General features: G+C 30.8%; 17 protein-coding genes. 9 read left to right on the top strand and 8 right to left on the bottom strand.

All coding sequences use genetic code 11. The annotated features are described in order from the left end of the window. Positions 1 to 88: 88 nt before the first annotated feature. Positions 89 to 997 carry an outer membrane beta-barrel protein gene (locus P2G10_RS05835; protein WP_275315621.1) on the top strand — a complete coding sequence of 303 codons (909 nt, stop codon included), beginning with the start codon at positions 89 to 91 and terminating at the stop codon, positions 995 to 997. A gap of 282 nt (positions 998 to 1,279) precedes the next feature. On the opposite strand, the gene P2G10_RS05830 is transcribed toward P2G10_RS05835, so the two are convergent. From P2G10_RS05830 to P2G10_RS05805, 6 genes are all read right to left on the bottom strand, one after another. After that, positions 1,280 to 2,191 carry an ATP-grasp domain-containing protein gene (locus tag P2G10_RS05830; protein ID WP_275315619.1) on the bottom strand — a complete coding sequence of 304 codons (912 nt, stop codon included), beginning with the start codon at positions 2,189 to 2,191 and terminating at the stop codon, positions 1,280 to 1,282. A 77-nt stretch (positions 2,192 to 2,268) separates the two neighbouring features. Beyond that, positions 2,269 to 2,610, bottom strand: a complete 342-nt coding sequence (locus P2G10_RS05825; RefSeq protein ID WP_275315699.1) for a CAP domain-containing protein — start codon at positions 2,608 to 2,610, stop codon at positions 2,269 to 2,271. A gap of 167 nt (positions 2,611 to 2,777) precedes the next feature. Continuing rightward, positions 2,778 to 3,482, bottom strand: coding sequence for a pyridoxamine 5'-phosphate oxidase family protein (locus tag P2G10_RS05820; protein WP_275315618.1), 705 nt, complete (start codon positions 3,480 to 3,482; stop codon positions 2,778 to 2,780). After that, positions 3,439 to 3,954, bottom strand: a complete 516-nt coding sequence (locus tag P2G10_RS05815) for a GNAT family N-acetyltransferase (protein WP_275315617.1) — start codon at positions 3,952 to 3,954, stop codon at positions 3,439 to 3,441. Before P2G10_RS05815 ends, P2G10_RS05820 begins: the two co-directional genes overlap by 44 nt. A 3-nt stretch (positions 3,955 to 3,957) precedes the next feature. Next, complete coding sequence (locus P2G10_RS05810; protein ID WP_275315616.1) at positions 3,958 to 4,248, bottom strand: DUF1272 domain-containing protein; 291 nt, start codon at positions 4,246 to 4,248, stop codon at positions 3,958 to 3,960. Beyond that, on the bottom strand, positions 4,248 to 4,766 hold the full coding sequence (locus P2G10_RS05805; RefSeq protein ID WP_218772481.1) for a DinB family protein: 519 nt from the start codon (positions 4,764 to 4,766) through the stop codon (positions 4,248 to 4,250). The genes P2G10_RS05810 and P2G10_RS05805 overlap by 1 nt, the downstream gene beginning before the upstream one ends. Before the next feature lie 81 nt (positions 4,767 to 4,847). Between P2G10_RS05805 and pdxR the strand changes: the two genes are divergently transcribed. Beyond that, positions 4,848 to 6,326, top strand: a complete 1,479-nt coding sequence (gene pdxR / locus P2G10_RS05800) for a MocR-like pyridoxine biosynthesis transcription factor PdxR (RefSeq protein WP_275315615.1) — start codon at positions 4,848 to 4,850, stop codon at positions 6,324 to 6,326. On the opposite strand, the gene prmC is transcribed toward pdxR, so the two are convergent. Together prmC and P2G10_RS05790 are read right to left on the bottom strand one after the other, a co-directional pair. Next, the gene (prmC, locus tag P2G10_RS05795; RefSeq protein WP_275315614.1) at positions 6,316 to 7,284 is read right to left on the bottom strand and encodes a peptide chain release factor N(5)-glutamine methyltransferase; all 969 of its coding nucleotides are present in this window, start codon (positions 7,282 to 7,284) and stop codon (positions 6,316 to 6,318) included. The two genes, pdxR and prmC, sit on opposite strands and share 11 nt — an antisense overlap. Before the next feature lie 2 nt (positions 7,285 to 7,286). Next, the gene (locus P2G10_RS05790) at positions 7,287 to 7,787 is read right to left on the bottom strand and encodes a GNAT family N-acetyltransferase (protein WP_218772484.1); all 501 of its coding nucleotides are present in this window, start codon (positions 7,785 to 7,787) and stop codon (positions 7,287 to 7,289) included. A gap of 51 nt (positions 7,788 to 7,838) precedes the next feature. On the opposite strand from P2G10_RS05790, the gene P2G10_RS05785 reads away from it, so the two are divergent. From P2G10_RS05785 to P2G10_RS05755, 7 genes are all read left to right on the top strand, one after another. Continuing rightward, positions 7,839 to 8,300, top strand: a complete 462-nt coding sequence (locus P2G10_RS05785) for an LEA/WHy family protein (RefSeq protein WP_218772485.1) — start codon at positions 7,839 to 7,841, stop codon at positions 8,298 to 8,300. Positions 8,301 to 8,305: 5 nt separating this feature from the next. Then, positions 8,306 to 9,421 (top strand): bifunctional diaminohydroxyphosphoribosylaminopyrimidine deaminase/5-amino-6-(5-phosphoribosylamino)uracil reductase RibD, encoded by a 1,116-nt coding sequence (ribD, locus tag P2G10_RS05780; protein WP_275315613.1) that lies wholly within the window; start codon positions 8,306 to 8,308, stop codon positions 9,419 to 9,421. Next, positions 9,414 to 10,028: an HAD-IA family hydrolase gene (locus P2G10_RS05775; protein WP_275315612.1), complete on the top strand. Its 615-nt coding sequence runs from the start codon at positions 9,414 to 9,416 to the stop codon at positions 10,026 to 10,028. The genes ribD and P2G10_RS05775 overlap by 8 nt, the downstream gene beginning before the upstream one ends. Then, positions 10,025 to 10,888: an EamA family transporter gene (locus tag P2G10_RS05770; RefSeq protein WP_275315611.1), complete on the top strand. Its 864-nt coding sequence runs from the start codon at positions 10,025 to 10,027 to the stop codon at positions 10,886 to 10,888. The genes P2G10_RS05775 and P2G10_RS05770 overlap by 4 nt, the downstream gene beginning before the upstream one ends. Continuing rightward, on the top strand, positions 10,888 to 11,499 hold the full coding sequence (locus P2G10_RS05765) for an IMPACT family protein (protein WP_275315610.1): 612 nt from the start codon (positions 10,888 to 10,890) through the stop codon (positions 11,497 to 11,499). The genes P2G10_RS05770 and P2G10_RS05765 overlap by 1 nt, the downstream gene beginning before the upstream one ends. 26 nt (positions 11,500 to 11,525) lie before the next feature. Continuing rightward, positions 11,526 to 12,392: a YkgJ family cysteine cluster protein gene (locus P2G10_RS05760; RefSeq protein WP_275315608.1), complete on the top strand. Its 867-nt coding sequence runs from the start codon at positions 11,526 to 11,528 to the stop codon at positions 12,390 to 12,392. A 131-nt stretch (positions 12,393 to 12,523) separates the two neighbouring features. Then, complete coding sequence (locus tag P2G10_RS05755) at positions 12,524 to 14,092, top strand: GMC oxidoreductase (RefSeq protein ID WP_275315607.1); 1,569 nt, start codon at positions 12,524 to 12,526, stop codon at positions 14,090 to 14,092. Positions 14,093 to 14,118: the final 26 nt, after the last annotated feature.

Below are 14,118 nucleotides of genomic sequence, written 5' to 3'. Positions count from 1 at the left end.
ATTATGATATTTTTATCGATTTTATAAGGTAAATACAGCCTAGTATCCATTTTTATTTTTACTTTTATAATCTAAAATAGAAATAAATATGAATAGAATTATTTTATCTGTGATCGTTTTTTTAACGTCACTTGCTGTTAATGCACAGTTTTATGTATCTGCAAGTAATGGTTACTCTTTTGAGGCTGCAGGAGTACAATTTGGAACTAAAACAACTACTAGTGGTGTAGAGAATACTTATGGTAGTTATGGTGAAGGTTCACATTTTCAATTAAGAACAGGTTATTTTTTTAATAAGAGCTGGGGTATTGAAGTTGCTGGAGGTTATTTGAATGGAGCAGACCAATCTATGTTACTTGTTGATGTTCCTAATCAGCCGTTTGTAGATGTAAAAGCTAGAGGTAGAGCTTTTGGATTATCTGTTTCTACTGTTTACAATATCACTGAAAACTTTTATGGTAGAGCTGGTATTTTAACAAAGGTTGGTGGTAAAACAGAACTAGTTGGAAAAGTTAGAGCAGAATTGCCTGCTGCTATCTTAAACCCGGCTGCCCCTGCAGGAGCAACTGTACCTTTAAATATGGATTTTACTAGAGATTTTAAAGGTAAATTTCCTATCGGGTTTATTGGAGCTATAGGTTATAAGCATGCAATAACAAAAAATTTAGAGTTGTTTGGAGAAGTTGAATACTTAGGTATTAGTGTAACTAGAGATGTTTCTGAGATTGGAGATTTTACTGCTACTATAGCAGGACAACCTGCTACAAGAGCACAGTTATTACAAACAGTAGGAGGAAACCCTGCTTTATTACAAAGTTTTGGAACTCTTCTTCCATTAATTAATGATAAAATTTCTTACGAAGATTCGTTAACTTTAGCGGAGTATGCAGATGCTCAAACAAATCCTTTAGCAAGAAAGCAATTGGCAGAAAATGCGCCATATTCTTCTTGGGGATTAAACATTGGTATCACATATATTTTCGGAAAAAGAAAATAAGAAAATGTATTTCTTTAAAAAAAAGAGTGACTGAAAAGTCACTCTTTTTTGCTTATAATAACTATTTGTTTCTATTTTTAAACTCCCTTTTTTTTCTACTGAACGCTATGTAACTAAGAAGGTTTCTTTTTTTTGTAATTCAATCTTGTTAATTAGTAGTTAATCCGTTCATTTTCTTAAAAACAAATCAGTTTTACATTTATGAATATAATTTCTCCTTAAAATTGGTAAATTATAATTTTAAGAATTTATTTTTTCTAAGATAATTTTTTGATACTATAATTACACTGCTTTTTGATTGATTAATTTTTGAATTCCTTTCGCTAATTCATCGGCAGCTTTCGGATTGTTTCTAAACCATAATTCGGGTTCTATCAGCTCTAATTCTGCAAGTGCTAAGTTGTTATTGTTGTCTGTAAAAACATCAACCCTGGCGTAAATAGGAAGCTCATCACATGCTTTTATGGCTTTTTCTGCAAAGTTAATTTCTGGTTGCGTAGGAGTGTAGTTGTGTACAGAACCTCCAAAATCATCTTGAACTCTAAAATCTCCTTTTTTAGCAATTTTTAAAACAGCATGTGTAAATTTACCGTTTATAAGTATTAATGAAATTTCACCTTTTTTAACGATGTTATGCTGAAAAGGCTGTAGTATTAAAGCTTCTTTAGTTATTAACTGCTTAAAAATAGCTTCATGGTCAGGAATATTTTGAGGATTTATTCGGTAAGTATGTCTTCCGCCACCAGAAATACAAGGTTTTAGTACAAACTCTTTAAGCTGATGTTTTGTGGCTAATTCTTGTAAACTTCTTTTTTCCGTAGTTTCTATAAAATAAGATTCACAAATAAGGACCTCTTTTTTTTGTAAATCTTGTAAATAGTGTTTATCAATATTCCAACGAATTATAGCTTCTGAATTTAGTAAAATGGTTTGTTTAGAAACGTTATTTAACCATTTAGAAAACTCATCATATCGATCAAAATAATCCCAGGTAGTTCTAAATAAAATATATTTAGTTGTAGACCAATTAAAAGTAGCGTCATCCCAAGAAAGACGACCAACTTTTAAGCCTATTTTTTCTAAAGCAACTTTTACATAGTTGTCCTCATTTAATACATTTTTACTGTAAGAATCAACTTTTGTAGGATTTAAATACCTAGTTTCTGTAAGAATTATAACATCATAAATTTTCATGTAGGAAATTTACAATAATTTATGATGTTATTTTATTATAGATATTATTAAAAAGGTAGTAATGTGTGTTGTGTGCTTTATTTAGTGTAAAATAATTGTGTGAAATAATAATTATTCTTAGAATCTTTTTTAATTCCGATACCTGTATGAGTATAATTTCCTTCAATATTTTCTCTATGACCAGGACTGTTTAACCAACCTGTAACAACTTCTTGAGCATTTCTTTGACGCGAAGCAACATTTTCTCCGAAGGCAATAGCATTCACAAGATTTCTTACTTCAATGAACCTTGTGTCAAAGTTATCGTGACTTATCTTGTTTTTATCAATCATATATTGCGTATGCTCTAAGGCTATGTCTGCTATTTGATCATTAAAAATAAGTGTGTTTTTACCAATGCTACTTCTGTGTTCATTTATTAATTTATGAACTTCTTGAGTAATTGTGTTGTTCTCGGTACTATCAATATCATTTATAGAGCTTTCGCTACATGAAATAAATATTAGGGAAGAAAATAAAATTAAAAAGTATATTTTTTGAATACATGTTTTGGGGGATTAAGGTTTTAGAAAATTAAAGAGCAAACTTATTGTTTATTTTGTTGATAATAATCTAACACATGTTTAGGAATTTCAACACCTTCTTTTAATTTATCGTCAGAAATAGGAAATTCAGCAACTTGTTTTATAGGTACAATACCCGCCCAAATTGGTAAGTCGTAATCTTCAGGTTCATCAACTACACCAGTATCTCTAACTTTTGCTGAGGCGGTTTCGATAGTAAATTCTAACACTAAAGTTCTATCTAATTCTTTTTGATGCATAGGCCTTAAAGAACCCCATTGGTTAGGAACCATTTGATCTACAATACATTTTAAAATTTCCGTTTTTTCAGTATCTTTTTCAACTTTATTTAAGCTTCCGAAAAGGGTTACGGAACGATAATTTACAGAATGATGTAAGCCAGAACGCGCTAAAACCAGTCCATCTAGATGCATAACGGTTATCGAGGTTTTTCCACTTTCTAATATCGATAATAACATTCTGTTCGCAGTTGAACCATGAATATAAATCTTATCATCTCTTCTGGTGTATGCCATCGGAATTGTAATAGGATTACCATCATAAATATAGCCAACATAACATAAAAAACCTGCATCTAAAATAGCATTAATTTTATCTACATCATAGGTTGCTCTGTTTGCTCCTCGCTTTACTCTATTTAATTTTGATTGTTCGTATTCCATTTTAAATTTCTTTTGATAAAACGTAGTTTTCGTATTCTTTCCCATTAACAATAAAATTTAACTCACCAATTTTTTTAAACTCATTTCTATGGTAAAAACGAATACCTCTTTCGTTTTTAATATATACAGAAAGCCATATTGCAGTGGCATTTTTTTCTTTGATTTTATCAATAATAAAATCTAAAAAAGGTTGCCCAATTTTTAAGGGTAAAAACTGATTTAAAATATAAATTCTTTCTAATCTTACGCTACTATTAGCTGTTTTGTCTTCAAACGGATAATTTAATACCACTTTAGAAAAACCGACAGGTAAATCATCTACATAAGCGATATGAAACAGATTATTTTTGTCTTCTAATTCTTCTATTATTTTTTTGATAGAAAAAGCATTCGCACAATAAGCTAATAAATCATTTTTATCGTCTATAAAGTGACCATGAGACTCTGTATAAGTAATTCTACCTAATAAGGCTATAACTTCAGTATCTGAAGTTGTTGCTAATTTAAACGTAATCATCAATTATCTATTTTCAGGTTTTATCTCTCTAAATTTATCAGCATTAAATTTCGCTTTTTCTAAATCTTTTGGATCATATATTCTTTTTGTTGAAATAGGATACTTTGCTATCATTTCTGATGTTCTTATAGGACGCTCTACAAAATTACCAGCACAACTAGGGCACACATTTTCGAATATCTCTATAGCGCATGTTTTGCAATAAGTACACTCGAAAGAGCAAATCATGGCTTCACTAGAATTGCTAGGTAAATCTTTGTTGCAGTGCTCGCAACTAGGTCTTATTTCTAACATTATAAATAGCGTTCTTTAATAATATCAATATGCCAAACACTGTGCCCTAATAAAATAAAAGCACACGCTCTTGCAGATACAGGTGAGTTACTAGCGGTTCCTAAATTGATTAAATTATCATCAGAAATACTATTAATTAAATTCATAGAATACATACGTGAAACAGTAAACTCTTCCAATAATTCATCCATAGATTTATCGTTTGCTCCTGATGGATCTATATAAATATCTTGATCGAATCCAGCCATAGCCGTAGTGTCTTTTCTTGCAATTCGTAAAAAACGGTACATAAAGATGCGTTCGGTATCAATAATATGTTGTAAAAGCTCTTTGATTGTCCATTTTTCAGGTTGATAGCGGTACTCTAATTTATCTTTAGGTACAGATGAAAAAAAATCGATTACCATTTTCTTGTCTTCTTCAAAACCTGTCATTAAATCTATCGAATCTGCTACTTTATCTAAATATCTTTTGTAATACGCATCATGTTCATTCGATTGTATGTTTTGTTTTGTCATTTTTTTAATGTTTTATTGTTCAAAAATAATATATTTATGGATTGTTATAATCATCCAGAAAAGATATAATAAGTAGTCCAGATGTTTCCGTATAAAACCAGTTTTAAGATAGATAGAAAAGGTTCTCAATCTTTGTACTTACAATTGTCTAATAAGTTTATTCAATTGATAAAAGAACAAAAATTAAAACCTAAAACCAAACTTCCAGGAAGTAGAAGTTTAGCGGAGTTGTTAAACGTGCATAGAAAAACGGTTGTTGCTTGTTATGAGGAGTTAATGTTACAAGGTTGGGTAGAAAGTATTGCTAAAAAAGGAACTTTTGTGCATAGTAATTTACCTTTATTGCAACAAACAGCGTTTTCTAAATTAGGTTTTAATGCTGAAGAAACACAAACTGGTTTTTCTTTCTACAAAAATAATGCGTTTCAAAATTTCTCTAAAAAGAAAGATGAAACTATGCTATCTCTTAATGACGGTGTTTCTGACGGGAGATTAACACCAATAGATGAAATTGTAAGAGCTTATAGAAGAATTGCAGCTAAAAAAAATGTGTACAAACATTTGGGGTATAACTCAGTTTACGGAAGTGATAAATTAAGAGAAGTTTTAGTTACTTATTTAAATGAAACAAGAGGATTACAAATAGCCAAAGAAAATGTTTTAATAACTCGCGGAAGTCAGATGGGAATTTGGTTATCATCTCAATTATTATTAAAAGAGCAAGATATTATTGTAGTTGGAGAAACAAATTATGCTTCGGCAAATGCTACTTTTTCTGGTCAGAAAGCTATGGTAATAACTATTTTGGTTGATGAAAACGGAATTGTAACCGATGAGATTGAAACTATTTGTAAAAAGCAACAAATTAAAGCGGTATATGTAACTTCTCATCATCATCATCCAACAACGGTAACATTATCTGCTGAAAGAAGAATTCATTTATTAAATCTCTCAAAACAATATAATTTTGCAATTATTGAAGATGATTATGACTATGATTTTAACTACAATCATGCGCCAATTTTGCCTTTAAAAAGTCACGATGTAAATAAAAACGTAATTTATATTGGTTCGGTTTGTAAAACGGTGGCGCCTGTTTTTAGAGTTGGATATTTAATAGCGTCTAAGGAGTTTGTAGATGAAGCTGCAAATCGCAGAAAAATAGTGGATAGGCAAGGAGATGAGTTGTTAGAATTAACATTTGCTGATTTTATAAAATCGGGTGATTTAGATAGACATATTAGAAAAGTAATGAAAGTTTATAAGCAGCGAAGAGACTTGTTTTGTTGTTTGTTATACAAAGAGTTAGGTAGCTTTTTTAAGTTTGATAAACCAAAAGGAGGGATGGCTGTTTGGGCAATTTTAAATCAAAAATATTCGTGGAAACAAGTTACAAAAGAGGCTTTAAAACACCAATTAGAAATTGGCGATTATTCACGCTATGAAGCTGTAAATACAAATCACAATGCGATTAGAATTGGTTTTGCAAGCTATAATGAAGAAGAGATTTACGAATTAATTGCTAAATTAAAAACAACAATGTTAGCGCTTAAAAACTAGCTTTTATCATTCGGTCGTTGCCAGAGAAATCTTTTTTAAGTTCAATGTTATTAAAACCTTTGTCTTCTAACATTTTTACGGTTTCTTTTCCTAAGTATTGATTGATTTCAAAAAATAAGAATCCGTTTTCTGATAAATGAAGCTTTGCTAAATCGGCTATTTTATCATAGAATATTAACGGATTATTGTCATCAACAAATAAAGCTAAATGTGGTTCGTTTTCTAAAACATTATTTTTAATTTCTGCTTTTTCAAGTTCTCGTACGTAAGGTGGATTGGAAATAATAATATCTAATTTTACGTCATGCTGAGAAGTGTGCGACGAAGTAATCTCATTCTTAGTAAAAGATTGCTTCATTTTATTCGCAATAACATTTAAGTTTTCAGTCTTTAAAATATCAACTTCAAAAAAATCAATTTCAACTGAATTTAGTTTCGCATTTTCTTTGGCAGTAATTAAAGCTTTTTTAGATACATCAATCGCTGAAATTATTGCATTTGGTAACTGCTGTTTTAATGAAATAGGAATACAACCAGTTCCGGTTCCAATATCTAACAGGGTTAAAGATTTCTCGACTGCGCTCGAAGTGACATTCAAAGATTTTGCAACATTTTTGCTTTCCAACTTTGTAACTTCATTGATAATCCATTCTACCAATTCTTCGGTTTCTGGTCTTGGAATTAACGTGTTTTTATTCACTAAAAAAGGCAATCCGTAAAATTCGGTATTTCCTAGTATATACTGAATAGGCTCTTCCTTTTGTAATCTTTTTATCGCTTTATTAAAAAATGCTAAAACATCCGAAGGAATATTAAAATCTGCTTTTAAAACGGAATCAATTCGTTGAAATCCCAATTTTTCTTCAATCAATAAAAAGAAAAAAGAAGTTATTTCTGTTTCCGGATATATTGCTGATAATTCTTCTGTAAAATATGTTTTGAATTCTTTTAAAATCATTTTTAAGCCTTAATTAAATCTTTTAACATCCAAACATTACAAGAAAAATGACCTGTATTTCCCATAGGAGCCTCTAAATTAACAAATCCGTTTTTGGCATACAAAGCTCTTGCAGCATCCATATAAGGCATGGTTTCTAAATAACATTGCTTATATTTTTCTTCTTTTGCTTTAGATAAACAATAATTAATTAGCTTGCTTCCTAAACCTTTTCCTCTTGCTATTGGCAAAAAATACATTTTTTGTAGTTCACAAATAGTCTCTTCAAAATCAGGTAAACCAGCAAAACCAACACCGCCAACTATTTTATTTTGATGTTCTATTACAAAATAAGCTGTTTTTTCTTTTTGATACGTTTCAAACATCTCATCAGTTGCTTTATCTTCATAAGCGGTACCAACTTTAGGTGCGCCAAATTCAGTTAAAACAGTTCTAATAACGCTCGCTATTTGTTGATTGTCACTAGGTTTAATTTCTCGGATAATAAAATCAGAAGGAGTCATAGGAATACCTTATTTTTGCTTTGCAAATTACCTAAAAAAATAAGAATCGAGATGAAGAAATTGGGGTTTTTTATAGTTGTTTTATTTATAGTGAGTTGTTCTATAAAAGAGAAACCAATATTTATAAAAATAGATAATATTAAAATTTTATCTATTTCTTCAGATACAATTCGATTACAAGCGAAAGCTTTCTTTAAAAACCCCAATGATATTGGTGGAAAAATAGCAACAGACGAAATTAAAGTAATCGTAAATGGCGAAGAAGTGGCTCAGGTTTCATCTGATGAGTTTGAAGTTCCCGCTCGCAACGAATTTAATATTCCGTTGCAAGTTGTAATTCCTGCTAAAAAGATATTTGGAGATACTAAAAACGGAATTTTAGGAGGTTTGATTAATTCAATTTTAAATAAAAGCGTAAAAGTGCAGTTTAAGGGAGACTTACGTTATACCATATTTGGTTTTTCAGATGTATATCCGATTGATAAAATAGAAGATATTAAAATAAAATTCTAGTTTTTTTGAAGCACGAAAATTACATACAACGTTGTTTACAATTAGCCAAAAATGGTATTGGTACTGCACGTCCAAATCCGTCAGTTGGAGCCGTTATTGTTTGTAATGATAAAATTATAGGTGAAGGATATACAAGTATTTATGGTGGTAATCATGCAGAAGTAAATGCCATAAATTCGGTTGTAAATAAAGAGTTATTAAAAGAAGCAACTATTTACGTAACCTTAGAGCCTTGTGCGCATTTTGGTAAAACACCGCCTTGTGCCGATTTAATCGTAAAACATAAAATATCTAACGTTGTAATTGGTTGTGTTGACACGAATAGTTTGGTTGCCGGTAAAGGAATTGAGCGTTTAAAAAAAGCAGGAATCAATGTAATTGTTGGTGTTTTAGAAGCAGAATGCAAACAACATCATAAACGTTTTTTTACTGTTCAGAATAAAAAACGACCTTATATAATATTAAAATGGGCCGAAACTTCGGGTGGTTTTGTGGCGCCGTTTCGTCATTACGAGCAAAGCGAAGTAACCTCTAAATCGATAAAGAGATTGCCTCAGCAAAAAAACTTGCTTCACAATGACGCTAAACCAGTTTGGATTTCTAACGAATACTCAAAACAGCTAGTTCATAAATGGCGAAGTGAAGAACATGCTATTTTAGTTGGTACAAATACTGTAATTGCTGACAATCCGTCATTAACAGTACGCAGTTGGTCGGGAAATAATCCGATTCGAATTGTAATAGATAAAAACTTACGAATCCCTAAAAATGCCACAGTATTTGATGAGAAAGTAAAAACGATTGTTCTTTTTGATAAACAAGAAAATATTCGTCATTGCGAACAGGGTGAAGCAATCTCATACGAACACTTAGATTTTTCATCCCGCGTAGCGGAACAAATATGTGATGTATTGCAAAAGCATAACATTCAATCTATAATTATTGAAGGAGGCACACTAACTTTGCAAACTTTTATAAATGCGAATCTTTGGGATGAAGCAAAAGTTTTTATAGGAAAAACAACGTTTAAAAGTGGAGTAGTAGCTCCGGTTATAAAAGGAGAATTAAAGAAAGAGGAAAACATCGAAGATGATGTATTAAAGACATATATAAATGATTAAAAATATTGTTTTCGATTTTGGTGACATCTTCATCAATTTAGATAAAGAAGCAACTTATAAAGAATTAGCAAAACTGGGCGTAACCAATATTTCTGAAGATATGATTGTAACTTATCATCAATATGAAATGGGTTTAATTTCTACGGATGAGTTTGTTAATTTTTATAAAACTAAATTTCCGCAGTTAAGTCGTGAAAGTTTAGTGAATGCTTGGAATGCTATTTTATTAGATTTTCCGAAACGCAGATTAGCTTTTTTAAAAGAATTAGCAGGGTCTAATAAATACAGGTTATTTTTATTAAGTAATACAAACGATTTACATATATCTTGGATTCAGAATAATTGGGGAACTGAATTGTATAATGAATTTAAAAGCTGCTTTGAGCAGTTTTATTTATCGCATGAAATAAACTTCAGGAAACCAAACGCAAATATTTATGAATTTGTATTGAGTGAAAATAACTTAAAAGCATCAGAAACTATTTTTGTAGATGACTTAAAAGAAAATACTGAGGCAGCTAAAGAATTAGGAATGCAAGTTTGGAATTTAATTCCAGGAAAAGAAGATGTAGTTAATTTGTTAAAAAGACAAGAAATTTTAGTGTGATTTATTTAGTTTTAAGTGTTTTAGTATCAAGTTTAATATTTGTAATTTTTAAACTTTTTGATGTTTTTAAAATAAACACCTCACAAGCCATTGTTGTAAATTATATTATCGCTTTGTCTTTTGGATTGTTTACATCAAATGTTCCTTTGTCAATTACACAAATACCCCAACAACCTTGGTTTTTAGGTGCTTTTTGTTTAGGATTTTTATTTATTGCAATATTTAATGTGATGGGAATCACGGCTCAAAAAAACGGACTTTCTGTTGCTTCTGTAGCTGGTAAAATGTCGGTAGTTATACCTGTTGTAGCGGGAGTTTTTATATATAAAGAAAGTGTTGGCTTTGTAAAAATTTTAGGGATTTTAATGGCGTTAATTGCTGTTTATTTATCTTCTGCTAAAAGTGATATTTCTCCAGTAAAATTTAAAAATTTAATATATCCGTTGTTATTATTCTTAGGCTCAGGTTGTATAGATGCAGGTTTAAAATATACCGAAACTACTTATGTGTCAGAAGGAGAAGTGCCTATGTTTTTAGCCACTATTTTTGGTTGCGCATTTTTATTGGGCTGTATTTTTATGATTGTACAAATCATAAAAGGGAATTTTAAATTTCAATGGAAAAATATTTTAGGCGGAATTGTTTTAGGAATTCCGAATTATTACTCGATGGAATTTTTATTAAAAGCATTACAAACCGAAGGATTAGAAAGTTCAACCTTATTCACTATAAACAATGTTTCTATAGTTATTTTAACCACTGTTTTTGCATTGGTTTTCTTTAAAGAAAAATTGATCAAAAAAAATTGGATAGGAATAGGATTGGCTGTAATTAGTATTTTATTAGTAGCTTCGGCGTAATGATTGAGATAAAAGACACCTACAAAACGATTGATGTTGCTTCTGAAGAAACATTATTTAAAGACAGAAATAGTAAGTTTTTTGGCTATGCTTTTCCTGTTTTTACAGAAGACGATGTTAAAGAAGCTATAGAAAGTTTAAAAAAGAAACACCATTCGGCACGCCATTTTTGTTATGCTTGGCAATTCGGCACAGAAACAATTCGTTTTAGAGCTAATGATGATGGTGAACCTAGTAATTCTGCCGGAATGCCTATTTACGGACAAATACAAGCTTTTGATGTTACCAATATTTTAATTGTTTCTGTACGTTATTTCGGTGGTACAAAATTAGGAGTAGGAGGTTTGATAAATGCTTATAGAACTTCAGCTCAGTTAGCTTTAGAGATTTCCAATATCAAAGAAAAAACCATAGATATTCAGTATCAATTAACTTTTGATTACGATATGATGAATAAGGTACAACGCGTTGTAAAAGAGCGAAACCTAAATATTATTGCACAGAAATTAGAAATGGATTGCCAATACACTATTGCTGTTCGTAAAAAAGAGGCACAAATGATATTCGATATTTTTGATAACCTTTTTAAGGTTACAATTAAAGAATTGTAGTTACATATAAATCACCATAATTTAAAATGCAAATAACCAAACTTACTACTAATAGTGTATTACCGCTTACGTGTTCTCGATCGGGAACTTGTTGTTTTGGTAAAGATGTAATGCTTAATCCTTGGGAATTGTTTCGTTTTAGTAAAGAAAAAAAAACAACTCCGAAAGAGTTTAGAGATTTACATACTAAATTTGGCGGAATTCAACTGCTTTTTAATGGCAAACAAGATAAAGAAGGGCAACATGCGTGTAGTTTATATTTAGATAATGCTGGATGTAGCGTTCACGAAGGTCGTCCCTTGGCTTGTCGTTTATATCCGCTAGGTCGCCAGGTGCAATTTGATAAAGCAGCATATATTTATGAAGGAAAACAATTCCCTTGCTTAACAGATTGTGCTGAAGTTTTAGATTTACCAAAATTGAGTGTTGGTGATTATCTTAAAGGTCAAAAAGCTGATAAATTTGAAAAAGCTTTAGATGAATATTTAATAGTGATGCAAAATATTGCTGATATTGGCTTCGAATTACTTTTAGATACTGGTTTAGCTGTGTCTGGAGACACTAAAACACTAGCTTTATGGAGAGAAACAGGAATCGAAACACATGAATTATCAGCAAATAGAATAGGTGAGGAGTGGTTAGATTGTTTAATCGTGCCTGAAATAACTATTGATACTGAAAATCCTATATCATTCGCAAAAAAACACAATGAATTATTACTTCAAAAAGCACAAGAAGAATTTGGTGCTATACAAACATTAGAAGAACTTCATGAAGCATCCGTTCTACTAATTGCAGTAGCATTGCATTTATCTAGAGGTTTAGGAGCTGATACTAAAGGGATTTCTGAACATTGGATAGAAATAGCAAAAAGTCATGGAGCTAAAGAATAGACTTACTTTACATTACCTATTTATAAAATGTATAACTGAATAAAATACAGTTTGATTCTTATCATAAAATCTTATAACTTGGCATTCTAACAATATCTGAAGTAAAATAAGAGATATTTAAATATAAATTAGTGAGTTTAGAGAAAGAATACGATTATATAATAATTGGTAGCGGTTTTGGTGGTTCTGTAAGTGCTTTACGATTATCAGAAAAAGGATACAAGGTTTTAGTTGTTGAGAAAGGAAAATGGTTTAAAGCTAAAGATTTCCCTAAAACAAACTGGAATTTTAAGAAATGGCTTTGGATGCCAAGGTTACGTTTTTTCGGTATCATGAAATTATCCATTTTTAAACACGTAGCAATATTATCGGGTACTGGTGTTGGTGGTGGTTCTTTGGTCTATGCTAATACATTACCTGTTCCTAAATCAACTTTTTTTAAAACTGGTAGTTGGAGTAACTTAAAAGATTGGGAAACCGAATTAGCACCTTATTATAAAGAAGCATTGCGAATGCTTGGAGCAGCAAAAAACCCGCAATTCTATGATGGAGATATAGGTCTTAAAAAAGTAGCCGAAAAATTAGGGATGGAGGATAAGTTTGACGCTCCGGATGTTGCTGTGTATTTTGGCGAAGAAAATGTAACTAAAGAAGATCCTTATTTTAATGGTAAAGGTCCAGAAAGAACAGGATGTAATTTCTGTGGTGCTTGTATGACAGGCTGTAGGAATAATTCTAAAAATACTTTAGATAAAAACTACTTGTACCTAGCTCAAAAATTGGGTACAGAAATCATAGCAGAAAACGAAGTTTATGATGTTATTCCTGCAACTTTAAGTGATGGAAATACAGGTTATAAAGTAGCTATAAAAACTAGTACTAAATTATTTACTAAAAAAAGAAAAATTAAAAGTAAAGGTGTTGTTTTTTCAGGCGGAGTGATGGGGACAGTTAAACTTTTACTAAAATTAAAAATGAATTCATTACCTAATATTTCAGACAGGTTAGGTCAAGATATAAGAACAAATAACGAAACTTTGGTAAGTGTTTCTAGTCTCGAAAAAGACAAGAATTATTCAAAAGGAGTAGCAATTGGTAGTATTTTAGATACTGATGAGAATTCTCATTTAGAAATTGTTAGGTATGCAGAAGGTTCTAATGCATGGAAGTTTTTGCATTTACCATATGTTACAAACACAAATGTTTTTGCTCGTATCGCTATGATATTTGTGTCTTTAGTAAAATCGCCTATTAAATATTTTAAAATTTATTTTGCTAATAGCTGGGCAAAGAAAACGGTAGTACTACTTTTTATGCAAACTTTAGATAGCACACTTCGATTTAAAAGAAATATTTTTGGATTGATGACTTCAACAGTAAGTACAGGTAAAAAACCAACTCCGTTTATTAAGGAGTCTCGCAAGTTGGTAGAAGAATATAGCAAGGCTGTAAATGGCGTAAGCACTTCGTTTGCCTTAGAAACCTTGGCAGGAATTCCGTCAACAGCACATGTTTTGGGAGGTGCGGTAATGAGCGAAAATCCGTCAGAAGGTGTTATCAATAAAAATAATCAAGTTTTTGGTTATAATGATCTTTATATTATTGATGGATCTATGATTTCAGCAAATCCGGGAGTGAATCCGTCATTGTCAATTACAGCAATCGCTGAGCATGCCATGGATCAAATTCCGAAAAAATAAATTTTTAATTAAAAAATTGGGCTAAC

Source organism: Tenacibaculum bernardetii (assembly GCF_029125915.1).
Classification (GTDB): Bacteria; Bacteroidota; Bacteroidia; order Flavobacteriales; family Flavobacteriaceae; genus Polaribacter; species Polaribacter bernardetii.
Note: the sequence above shows the minus strand (reverse complement) of the source record. Positions and strands in the feature narration are given on the sequence as shown.

Coding starts and splice junctions, on each gene's coding strand:
- P2G10_RS05785 (WP_218772485.1), top strand. CDS start 7,839: ATGAAGAAATTGGGGTTTTTTATAGTTGTTTTATTTATAGTGAGTTGT.
- P2G10_RS05805 (WP_218772481.1), bottom strand. CDS start 4,766: ATGACAAAACAAAACATACAATCGAATGAACATGATGCGTATTACAAA.
- P2G10_RS05765 (WP_275315610.1), top strand. CDS start 10,888: ATGATTGAGATAAAAGACACCTACAAAACGATTGATGTTGCTTCTGAA.
- P2G10_RS05810 (WP_275315616.1), bottom strand. CDS start 4,248: ATGTTAGAAATAAGACCTAGTTGCGAGCACTGCAACAAAGATTTACCT.
- P2G10_RS05820 (WP_275315618.1), bottom strand. CDS start 3,482: ATGGGAAAGAATACGAAAACTACGTTTTATCAAAAGAAATTTAAAATG.
- P2G10_RS05775 (WP_275315612.1), top strand. CDS start 9,414: ATGATTAAAAATATTGTTTTCGATTTTGGTGACATCTTCATCAATTTA.
- prmC (WP_275315614.1), bottom strand. CDS start 7,284: ATGATTTTAAAAGAATTCAAAACATATTTTACAGAAGAATTATCAGCA.
- P2G10_RS05830 (WP_275315619.1), bottom strand. CDS start 2,191: ATGAAAATTTATGATGTTATAATTCTTACAGAAACTAGGTATTTAAAT.
- P2G10_RS05790 (WP_218772484.1), bottom strand. CDS start 7,787: ATGACTCCTTCTGATTTTATTATCCGAGAAATTAAACCTAGTGACAAT.
- pdxR (WP_275315615.1), top strand. CDS start 4,848: ATGTTTCCGTATAAAACCAGTTTTAAGATAGATAGAAAAGGTTCTCAA.
- P2G10_RS05835 (WP_275315621.1), top strand. CDS start 89: ATGAATAGAATTATTTTATCTGTGATCGTTTTTTTAACGTCACTTGCT.
- P2G10_RS05815 (WP_275315617.1), bottom strand. CDS start 3,954: ATGATTACGTTTAAATTAGCAACAACTTCAGATACTGAAGTTATAGCC.
- P2G10_RS05760 (WP_275315608.1), top strand. CDS start 11,526: ATGCAAATAACCAAACTTACTACTAATAGTGTATTACCGCTTACGTGT.